General features: G+C 68.7%; 8 protein-coding genes. 5 read left to right on the forward strand and 3 right to left on the reverse strand.

Annotated elements, in window-relative coordinates:
* Window positions 1-234 precede the first annotated feature (234 nt).
* Complete coding sequence (locus DIE22_RS29930; protein ID WP_124606684.1) at window positions 235-1,233, forward strand: LLM class flavin-dependent oxidoreductase; 999 nt, start codon at window positions 235-237, stop codon at window positions 1,231-1,233.
* A gap of 25 nt (window positions 1,234-1,258) precedes the next feature.
* On the opposite strand, the gene DIE22_RS29935 is transcribed toward DIE22_RS29930, so the two are convergent.
* Window positions 1,259-2,320, reverse strand: a complete 1,062-nt coding sequence (locus DIE22_RS29935; protein ID WP_124606685.1) for an alpha/beta fold hydrolase — start codon at window positions 2,318-2,320, stop codon at window positions 1,259-1,261.
* A 178-nt stretch (window positions 2,321-2,498) separates the two neighbouring features.
* On the opposite strand from DIE22_RS29935, the gene pdxY reads away from it, so the two are divergent.
* The 3 genes from pdxY (at window position 2,499) to DIE22_RS29950 (ending at window position 7,314) form a co-directional block, all read left to right on the forward strand.
* A complete protein-coding gene (pdxY, locus tag DIE22_RS29940) occupies window positions 2,499-3,359 on the forward strand; it encodes a pyridoxal kinase PdxY (RefSeq protein WP_124501501.1) in 861 nt (286 codons plus the stop codon).
* Between the two features lie 303 nt (window positions 3,360-3,662).
* Window positions 3,663-5,807 carry a phosphocholine-specific phospholipase C gene (locus tag DIE22_RS29945; protein ID WP_124606686.1) on the forward strand — a complete coding sequence of 715 codons (2,145 nt, stop codon included), beginning with the start codon at window positions 3,663-3,665 and terminating at the stop codon, window positions 5,805-5,807.
* Between the two features lie 358 nt (window positions 5,808-6,165).
* Entirely contained in the window at window positions 6,166-7,314 is a 1,149-nt protein-coding gene (locus DIE22_RS29950) for a branched-chain amino acid ABC transporter substrate-binding protein (RefSeq protein WP_124500114.1), read from the forward strand.
* A gap of 216 nt (window positions 7,315-7,530) precedes the next feature.
* On the opposite strand, the gene DIE22_RS29955 is transcribed toward DIE22_RS29950, so the two are convergent.
* Window positions 7,531-8,292, reverse strand: coding sequence for a FadR/GntR family transcriptional regulator (locus DIE22_RS29955; protein WP_124606687.1), 762 nt, complete (start codon window positions 8,290-8,292; stop codon window positions 7,531-7,533).
* Window positions 8,293-8,659: 367 nt separating this feature from the next.
* On the opposite strand from DIE22_RS29955, the gene gudD reads away from it, so the two are divergent.
* The gene (gene gudD / locus DIE22_RS29965; protein ID WP_124500116.1) at window positions 8,660-10,012 is read left to right on the forward strand and encodes a glucarate dehydratase; all 1,353 of its coding nucleotides are present in this window, start codon (window positions 8,660-8,662) and stop codon (window positions 10,010-10,012) included.
* Between the two features lie 222 nt (window positions 10,013-10,234).
* Here the strand turns inward: gudD and DIE22_RS29970 are convergent, their stop codons facing one another.
* Complete coding sequence (locus DIE22_RS29970; protein ID WP_124500117.1) at window positions 10,235-10,699, reverse strand: DUF2214 family protein; 465 nt, start codon at window positions 10,697-10,699, stop codon at window positions 10,235-10,237.
* Window positions 10,700-10,781: the final 82 nt, after the last annotated feature.

Raw genomic sequence — 10,781 nt, forward strand, 5'->3', positions numbered from 1 at the left:
AACGTTTCGTGGAATTTTGTACGTCGATGCGAAGACATGCCCAATCGCCGTAAAGATTAGTAATTATTTGGCGATTAGAACGATTTTTGCAACGATCACGACACCCCACCTTGCACCCCTGAAAGGCGCATGGGTATCCGTGCGTCGCCAGCGCGTTCCGGAACCCTTTGGCAAAATCGTCAGCCTCTGTTGCGCATGCGCATCACCGCGCTCCTCCCTTTCGAAGGCCACCCGATGATTCCGTTTTCCGTACTCGATCTCGCCCCCATCCCCGACGGTGCCGACGCCGCGCAGGCCTTCCGCAACACCGTCGATCTCGCGCGGCACGCGGAGCGCCTGGGCTACCGGCGCTACTGGCTCGCCGAACATCACAACATGCCCGGTATCGCGAGCGCGGCGACCGCCGTCGTGATCGGTCATGTCGCGGGCGCGACGAACACGATCCGCGTCGGCTCGGGCGGAATCATGCTGCCGAACCATGCGCCGCTCGTGATCGCCGAGCAGTTCGGCACGCTCGCGTCCCTGTATCCGGGGCGCATCGACCTCGGGCTCGGCCGTGCGCCCGGCACCGACCAGACCACGTCGCGCGCGCTGCGCCGCGACCTGATCGGCAGCGCCGACGCGTTTCCGGACGACGTCGCCGAGCTGCAGCGCTATTTTGCGGAACCGGTGCCCGGCCAGCGCGTGCGCGCGGTGCCCGGCGCGGGGCTGGACGTGCCCGTGTGGCTGCTGGGCTCGAGTCTGTTCAGCGCGCAGCTCGCCGCGATGCTCGGGCTGCCGTTCGCGTTTGCGTCGCACTTCGCGCCGGACTACCTGATGCGGGCGCTCGAGCTCTATCGTGCGCAGTACCGGCCGTCGGCCGCGTGGCCGAAGCCGCATGCGATGGTCGGGGTCAACGTGTTCGCGGCCGATACCGACGACGAGGCGCGGCGCCTCTTCACGTCGCTGCAGCAGCAGTTCATCAACCTGCGCCGCGGCACGCCGGGCAAGCTGCCGCCGCCCGTCGACGCGCTCGAGGCGAGCGAGTTCGAACTCGCGAACGTCGCGCACGCGCTGTCATTCGCTGCCGTCGGCTCGCGCGACACGGTGCGCGACAAGCTGCGCGACCGGATCGCGCAGACGGGCGCGGACGAGGTGATCATCACCGCGCAGATCCACGATCACGCCGCGCGGGTGCGCTCGTTCGAACTGGCGGCGCAGATCCGCGACGAACTCGCGAACGAAACCCGCTGACCGGACAGGTGCGCCCGCCGTTGCGTCACTGCGGGTGCGCCGCCTCCAGCCCGTCGAGCAGCGCCTTGTGGAACGCGTCCGGATCCTGGATCTGCGGCGCGTGGCCGAGCGCCGGGAATTCGACGAGCTGCGCGCCGGGAATCGCCGCCTGCGTGCGCTTCGCGAGTTCCGGGTAACGGCCGAGCTTCGCGTGCACGTCGGGCGGCGCCACGTCCTTGCCGATCGCGGTCGTGTCCTTGTCGCCGATCAGCAGCAGCGTCGGCACGCGGATCGCACCGAGTTCGTAGACCACCGGCTGCGTGAGGATCATGTCGTAGATCAGCGCCGAGTTCCACGCGACCGCGTCGCGGCCCGGGCCGCGATACATGCCGGCGAGCATCTGCACCCAGCGCTCGTAGGACGGCGCCCACTTGCCCGCGTAGTAGGTCGCCTGCTCGTAGCGGCGGATGCCGTCCGCCGTCGTCTTCTGCTCGCGCGCATACCAGTAGTCGACCGACAGCGGCGGCAGGCCGAGCGCCTTCCAGTCCTCGAGGCCGATCGGGTTCACCAGCACGAGCTGGTCGGTCGCCTTCGGATACATCAGCGCGTAACGCATCGCGAGCATCCCGCCCGTCGAATGCCCGACGATCGTCGCCGATTTCACGCCGAGCGACTCGAGCAGCACATGCGTGTTGCGCGCGAGCTGCTGGAAGCTATATTGGTAGCGTTCGGGCTTCGACGACTTGCAGAAGCCGATCTGGTCCGGCGCGATCACGCGATAGCCGGCGCGGCTCAGCACGCCGATCGTGTCCTCCCAGGTCGCCGCGCAGAAGTTCTTCCCGTGCAGCAGCACGACGGTGCGGCCGTTCGGGTGCGCCGGCTGCACGTCCATGTACATCATCTCGAGGGTTTCGCGCTGCGACACGAACGCGTAGCGGTGCACCGGCTCCGGATAGGCGAAACCTTCCAGGCGGGGGCCGTACGCGGGCCCGTCATTGCCGGCCGGTGCCGGGACGGCGGCCGCGACTGACGTCGCGCATGCGGCGGCGACGCCCGCACCGAGCACGGCGGCGCACGCGAGGGACAACATCTTGCAAATCGAAGGCATGGCGGGCGATCACGGTAATGGGAAATGCACGCGGGCAGCCGGGCGGCTTCGTGCACCGCGATTCTACGCGGTCGGGCTGACGACGGCGCGCAACACTCGATGGCCGTGCGACTTCCGCGCGCGCGACGAACTCGGGTATCGTGTGACGTGACCCTGAAACGCCTGCAGGCGAACATCCATGAAAAACGTCCTCAGCATTCAGTCGCATGTCATCTACGGACATGCCGGCAACAGCGCGGCCGTGTTCCCGATGCAGCGCCTCGGCGTCAACGTCTGGCCGCTCAACACCGTCCAGCTGTCGAATCACATGCAGTATGGCCACTGGGCCGGCAGCGCGATCGACGCCGCCAAGATGGAACAGCTCGTCGACGGCATCGCTGCAATCGGCGCGCTCAAGCGCTGCGACGCGGTGCTGTCCGGCTTCCTCGGCTCGCCGCCGCAAGCGCGCGCGGCCGTCGAGATCGTCCGCTCGGTGAAGGCGATGAACCCGAACGCATGGTACTTCTGCGATCCGGCGATGGGCCAGACGGGCGGCATCCGGCCCGAGCCCGGCGTCGAGGAATTCATCGTCCAGGAAGTGCCGGCGCTCGCCGACGGCATGTCGCCGAACCACACCGAGCTGCAGAAGCTCGCCGGGCGGCGCATCGAGACCGTCGCTGAAGCCGTCGACGCCTGCCGCGCGCTGATCCGCCGCGGCCCGAAGATCGTCCTCGTCAAGCACCTGCACGACCGCAACAGCCCGGCCGACCGCTTCAACATGCTCGCCGTCACCGAAACCGAAGCGTGGATCGGCCAGCGGCCGCTGTACGCGTTTCCGCGCCATCCGGTCGGCGTCGGCGACCTCACCAGCGCCATTTTCGTCGCGCGCCGGCTGCGCGGCGACTCCGTGCGCGCCGCGTTCGAGCACACGCTCGCGGCCGTGCATGCGGTCGTGAAGGCGACCTACGACGCGCGCCGCTACGAGCTCGAACTCGTCGCCGCGCAGGATGAAATCGCGCGCCCGAGCGAATGGTTCGGCGCGTGGGTGACCGACGCCTGACGCGCCCGCATCGCCCCCCTGCATCGCCCCCGCATCGCGCCGCCGCCGTCCCCCCTCGCCGCTCCGGCGTGCCACTCGCGCCGCCGCCGCGCTCCTCCTGCGCAGTCCGATCGTCGGCACAACGCCGTCCGAGTCCTGTCCGGTCCGCACCTGCAAACGTTTCCGGACTTCACATGAATGACACCGATTCCTCGCTATGCTCGCGGCGGCACGACCGGCGCAGCCGCATCCTGCGCCCGGCCGCGCCGACTCTTTCCGCATGTCCCGCCAACCGGCTCCCCCCTTTACCGCACGATAACGACCATGACCCGATCGAACCGTCGTGACTTCCTTCGCGTCGCCGCCGGCACCGCCGGCGCCGCCGCGCTGAACCTGTTCCCGCCCGTGATCCGCGATGCGCTCGCCATTCCCGCGAACCGCCGTACCGGCACGATCCGCGACATCGAACACATCGTGATCCTGATGCAGGAGAATCGCTCGTTCGACCATTACTTCGGCACGATGCGCGGCGTCCGCGGCTTCGGCGACCCGCGCCCGCTGCGCCTCGCGAACGGCAAGTCGGTGTTCCACCAGCCGGTCGGCCCGGCCGAGCTGCTGCCGTTCCACCCGGGCGCGGACAAGCTCGGCCTGCAGTTCCTGCAGGACCTGCCGCACGGCTGGCAGGACATGCACGCCGCGTGGAACAAGGGCCGCTACGACCAGTGGGTGCCGAACAAGGGCACCACGACGATGGCGTACCTGAAGCGCGACGACATCCCGTTCCACTACCAGCTCGCCGATGCGTTCACGATCTGCGACGCCTATCACTGCGCGATCCCGAGCTCGACCGACCCGAACCGCTACTACATGTGGACGGGCTACGTCGGCAACGACGGCACGGGCGGCGGCCCGGTGCTCGGCAACGAGGAACAGGGCTACGGCTGGTCGACCTATCCGGAAGTGCTCGAGCAGGCCGGCGTGTCGTGGAAGATCTACCAGGACGTCGGCACGGGGCTCGACGCGAACGGTTCGTGGGGCTGGACGCAGAACCCGTACATCGGCAACTACGGCGACAACGCGCTGCTCTACTTCAACCAGTACCGCAGCGCGCTGCCCGGCACGCCGCTGTACGACAAGGCGCGCACCGGCACCAACATCAGCGCCGGCGGCACGCTGTTCGACGTGCTGCAGCAGGACGTGAAGAACGGCACGCTGCCGCAGGTGTCGTGGATCTGCGCGCCGGAAGCGTATTCGGAACATCCGAACTGGCCGGCCAACTACGGCGCGTGGTACATCGAGCAGGTGCTGAAGGTGCTCGTGTCGAATCCGGACGTGTGGAGCAAGACCGCACTTTTCATCACCTATGACGAGAACGACGGCTTCTTCGACCACGTGGCGCCGCCGTTCGCGCCGCAGTCGCGCGACAACGGGCTGTCGACGGTCGCGACGACCAACGAGGTGTTCGCCGGCGACGCGTCGCACATGGCCGGCCCGTACGGGCTCGGGCCGCGCGTGCCGATGCTGGTGGTGTCGCCGTGGACCAAGGGCGGCTGGGTCTGCTCGCAGACCTTCGATCACACGTCGCTGCTGCAATTCATCGAAGCGCGTTTCGGCGCGCAGTACCCGGTGACGGCCGCCAACGTGTCGCCGTGGCGCCGTGCGGTGTGCGGCGACCTGACGTCGGCGTTCGAGTTCGCGACGGCCGACGCCGCGTGGCCGACGCTGCCGGACACGAGCGGCTATGCGCCGCCCGACCGCCTGCGTCATCCCGACTACATCCCGGTGCCGCCGGTCGCGCAGAAACTGCCGAAACAGGAGGACGGGCTGCGTCCGGCGCGCGCGCTGCCGTACGAGCTGTTCGTGCGCGGCCGCGTCGAAGCCGTGAACGGCCTGTTCCGGCTGACCTTCGCGAACACCGGCCGTGCGGGCGCGGCATTCCAGGTGCAGTCGCGCAACCGTGTCGACGGCCCGTGGGCGTACACGGTCGAAGCCGGCAAGCGGATCGCCGATACGTGGAGCGCCGCGGCATCGCTCGGCCTGTACGACCTCGACGTGTACGGCCCGAACGGCTTCTACTGCCATTTCCGCGGCCCGTTCGCGACCGGCATCGGCAGCGCGAGCGTGAACCCGGAGGTGATCTACGGCTACGACGTCGCGAACGGCAACATCACGCTGCGCCTGATGAACCGCGGCCACAAGGCCGTGCGGCTCAAGGTGACGAACGCGTACGGCCACGGCGGCGCGCGCACGTTCGACCTGGCACCGGGCGCGCACGTCGACGACTACTGGGATCTGCGCGGCAGCCACGGCTGGTACGACCTGACCGTCAGCGACGGCCGCCTGCTCGGCTTCCTGCGCCGTTTCGCGGGCCATGTCGAAACCGGCCGCCCGAGCACCAGCGACCCGGCGATCCGCACGAGCGCGTCGCACGACGACGCCGAAGCAGCGTCGGACACGCTGTCCGACTGACGACGGCGAGCACGGCGCGGCCCCGGCGGGCCGCGCCGCCCGTCCACCCACCCCCGCCTCCCGTCCGTTCGTGACGGGAAACTCCCGATACCGGCCGCCTGCGCACGCGCGGAAGCTATGCGCAAATCCGCATGGATTGCGCGGCAAATTGCCAAGACCCGTGCATATCGGCGACCTATAAATCGAGGCGATCGGGGCTCCTCGCAGAGCCTGACGGGAGATTCTTCCGGGAATCATCAGCATGCCGACCTCCCCGCCCGATTCCGAGAAGCGGTCGAACCGCCCGCCCGTCGCACGCATCCGGCCCGCCGGTTGCGTGCGGTACCCACCCGCTGGTGTAAGAACAAGAGGAACGAACATGAAATTCCGTCATTCCCTGCTGTCGGTGTCGGTCGTATCCGTATTTGCCCTCCTCTCGCAACAGGTCGCCCAGGCCGCCGACGCGGCCGACGTGAAGGTCGGCTTCGCCGCGCCGCTCACCGGCGTGAACGCCGGCTATGGCAAGGATCTTCAGAACGGCGTGCAGCTCGCGCTCGACGATGCCGCCGCGCAGAAGGTGCAGATCGCCGGCAAGCCCGCGCACTTCAACCTCGTCGTGCAGGACGACCAGGCCGACCCGCGCATCGGCGTGCAGGCCGCGCAGGCGCTCGTCGACCAGAGCGTGTCGGTGGTGGTCGGCCACTTCAACTCGGGCACGACGATTCCGGCGTCGGTGGTCTACGACAAGGCCGGCATCCCGGTGATCGACCCGGCCGCGACCAACCCGACGCTCACGTCGCGCGGGCTCGCGAACATGTTCATGGTGATCGCGACGGACGGCCAGAACGCCGGCAACGCAGGCAAGTACGCGGTCGACGTGACCAAGGCGAAGCGCATCGCGATCATCGACGACCGCACCGCGTTCGGCCAGGGCGAGGCGGACGAGTTCGAGAAGGCCGTGAAGGCGGCCGGCGGCAACCTCATCGGCCGCGAGTTCACCAGCAACCAGGCGGTCGACTTCCGCGCGCAGATCACGAGCCTGAAGGGCAAGAACCCGGACCTGATCTTCTTCGGCGGTCTCGATTCGCTCGCCGCGAACTTCGTCAAGCAGATGCGCCAGCTCGGGCTGAACGCGCAGTTCGTCGGCGGCGGCGGCGTGAAGGACAACGAGTTCATCAAGATCGCCGGCCCGGCCGCGGAAGGCGCGATGGCATGGGAATACGGACGTCCGCTCGACGAGCTGCCGCAGGGCAAGGATTTCGAACAGCGGTTCAAGAAGCGCTTCGGCGTCGACGTGCTGTCGTACGCCCAGTTCGGCTACGACGCGACCTGGGCCGCGATCAAGGCGATGCAGGCGGCCAACTCGACCGACCCGAAGGTCTACCGCCCGGCGCTGAAGAAGATCGACTTCGAGGGCATCACCGGCCGGATCTCGTTCGCGAACGACGGCTCGCTGAAGAGCGGGATGTCGACGCTGTACCAGGTGAAGAACGGCGCGTGGAAGACCATCGTGACGAAGGGGGGCTGATCGGACGGGATGGGCGACCTGGGTAGCCAGGCCGCCCGGGCGCGGGCGGCGGCGGGAACGCTGCCCGCCCCTCCTGTCGCCCGATGCGGGAGCAGGCGAATCGGCTGCCGGCAGCGAAACGATCGACGCAATCGCGCCAGCATCATACGATGACTGACGTTAAGCAATGCTCGTCACGGCCCGCGGCGTCGCACGGGCCGTGACGACGGCCGCGTGTCAGTTGGGCTGGGTGTCGCGTTCGGCCTCGGCCGCCTCGTGCGCGCGGCGCAGGCGCTCGCGGCTGTTGGTCAGGTGCGTGCGCATCGCGGCGCGCGCGGCTTCCGGGTCGTGACGCGCGATCGCCTCGTAGATGTCCTCGTGCTCGTGATTGAGCCGGCCGACGTAGCGTTCGAGGTCGTCGCCGGCGAAGCGCGCCGAGTTCACGCGCGTGCGCGGGATGATCGATGCGCCGAGCTGCGTCATGATGTCGACGAAATAGCGGTTGCCGGTGGACTGCGCGATCTGCAGGTGGAACTGGAAGTCGAGCTGCGCCGTGTCGCGGCCGCCGCCCGCCCCCGACGCGATCGCGTCGAGCGCGCGCCGCAGCGCGACGAGATCGGTATCGTTCGCGCGCTGCGCGGCGAGGCTCGCGCATTCGCTTTCGAGGCTGATGCGCAGCTCGAGCACCGCGAGCACGTCGCGCAGCGTCGTGATGGTCGCGGGATCGATGCCGAGCGCCTGGCGGCGCGACGGTTCGAGCACGAAGCTGCCGATGCCGTGGCGCGTCTCGACGAGGCCGCTCGCCTGCATCCGCGAGATCGCTTCGCGCACGACCGTGCGGCTGACGCCCTGCGCCGCCATGACTTCGGTTTCGGTCGGCAGCTTGTCGCCGGGACGCAGCGTGCCGTTTTCGATCTGCGCGGTCAGCGCGTCGACGACATCTTGTGCGAGGCTGCGTGCGCGACGGCGCGGCGCTGCGGGAAGCGTGGGCACGGACATGAGGCCGGTTCCTTGTTGAATGATCGTAATGTGAGCCGAGGGTTTACGCGGGGTTTGAGCGAACGCCGATGATTCATTATACTGCGTCACAAGTCATCCGACGACTGATGATTGCGATACGGATCTCCTGTTGACCGAGGCCGGCGCATCAGCGCCTGCCGGGTCCCGTGGTTCGCGATCGACCGGCGTTCGCGCTTCTGCTTCTGCGCGGCACCGGTATCGAGCGGGTCGCCCCCACCCTTTCGGGTTGCTGTCGACATGCGGGGCTTGCACGCCGCGCACGTCGGTTGTCGAATGATCGCACCTCCCGCCGCGCGCGGCAAAGATTTTGCCGCCCGGCATTGCCCACTCTTTCGCCATCGCCGCCATGAACGCCGTCACTGCCTCGCCTTCCCATGACACGCCGCGCATCGTCGACCTGCAAGCCATTCCGGTCGCCGGCCACGACAGCATGCTGCTCAACCTGAGTGGCGCGCACGGCCCGTTCTTCACCCGCAACCTCGTGATCCTGAAGGACAGCGCGGGCCGGACCGGCGTCGGCGAGGTGCCGGGCGGCGAAAGCATCCGCCGCACGCTCGAGGACGCGCGCGCGCTCGTCGTCGGCCAGCCGGTCGGCAACTACCATGCGGTGCTCAACGACGTGCGGCGCACCTTTGCCGATCGCGACGCGAGCGGCCGCGGCCTGCAGACCTTCGACCTGCGCACCACGATCCACGCGGTCACCGCGCTCGAAGCCGCGCTGCTCGACCTGCTCGGCCAGCATCTCGGCGTGTCCGTGGCCGCGCTGCTCGGCGAAGGGCAGCAGCGCGAGCGCGTCGAGATGCTCGGCTACCTGTTCTACATCGGCGACCGTACCAGGACCGCGCTGCCCTATCGAGACGGCCGCGGCGCGACCGACGACTGGACCCGCGTGCGCGACGAGGCCGCGCTGACGCCCGAGGCGGTCGTGCGCCTCGCCGAAGCCGCGCATGCGCGCTACGGGTTCAACGACTTCAAGCTGAAGGGCGGCGTGTTCGAGGGCGCGCGCGAGGTCGACGCCGTGACGGCGCTGGCCGAGCGCTTCCCCGAAGCGCGCGTCACGCTCGATCCGAACGGCGCGTGGTCGCTCGACGAAGCCGTGCGGCTGTGCCGCGACCTGCATCACGTGCTCGCGTATGCGGAAGATCCGTGCGGCGCGGAGAACGGCTACTCGGGCCGCGAGGTGATGGCCGAATTCCGCCGCTCGACCGGGCTGCCGACGGCCACCAACATGATCGCGACCGACTGGCGCCAGATGGGCCACGCGGTGCAGTTGCAGGCGGTCGACATCCCGCTCGCCGACCCGCACTTCTGGACGATGCAGGGCTCGGTGCGCGTCGCGCAGATGTGCCGCGACTGGGGTCTCACGTGGGGCTCGCATTCGAACAACCACTTCGACGTGTCGCTCGCGATGTTCACGCACGTCGCGGCCGCGGCGCCCGGCCAGGTCACCGCGATCGACACGCACTGGATCTGGCAGGACGGCGAGCGGCTGACGCGCGAGCCGCTGAAGATCGAGAACGGACTCGTGGAAGTGCCGAAGCGGCCGGGCCTCGGCATCGACATCGACATGGATGCAGTCGCGGTCGCGCACGAGCTGTACAAGCAGCACGGGCTCGGCGCACGCGACGATGCGGCAGCGATGCAGTACCTGATTCCGGGGTGGACGTTCAACAACAAGCGCCCGTGCCTCGTTCGCTGAGCGCGGCATGAACCGGGCGGCGATTCCGCCCGGACGGAACCGAATGCGTCGGGTTCACCGGCGCATCGACGGATGCCCGGGGGAAGGGCCTGCGGGCGCCGAACGGGATCGGGCCGGGCAGCGCCGGCCGGTCGAACCGCGGCCCGGAAGAACGTAAACCGCCGCGGTCGGCCAATTGCACCTGCCGTGCCGAAGCGACCCGGTGACGCCTGGCCGGCCAGCCTACCCGGCCGCCCCGATCCCCCGCGCCATCCCCGACGCGGCAAGCACGATGACCATCACGAGCACGGCCTGCCAGTGGCCGATCCGCACATAGGTCCGTGCCCGGCCGAGATCGGGCATCTGCTGCTGCCGCGCGGCGATGCGCCAGCGGATCAGCCCGAGCATCGGCACGATCTCGAGCAGCAGGATCAGTACGAGCGCGGTCATCTTGAGGTGGAAGAGCGGCTCGTGAAGGTAATACGCCGAGCCTTTCTCGAAGCCGCCGAATGCGCGCGCGAGTCCTGTCGCGATCAACAGCAGCGCGGACAATCCCCAGGCCGCGTCGGCCTTGAACACGCCGGGCAGGTCGGCGGCCTGCGCCGACGCGATGACCCGGCGCAGCGCGCGGTTGCGCCCCGCGATCGCGGCGAACGCAACGCCGAACGCCATCAGGTGAACGGCTGCCAGCAACCAGCGGACGATCATTGCGCCTATATGAACGCGTCCCGTTTGCAACAGCTTTCTTGCGTTTCTGACAGACAGGATGGGCTGCGTCTCTATATCCGGC

It is taken from the genome of Burkholderia sp. Bp9142 (assembly GCF_003853415.1).
Lineage (GTDB): Bacteria > Pseudomonadota > Gammaproteobacteria > Burkholderiales > Burkholderiaceae > Burkholderia.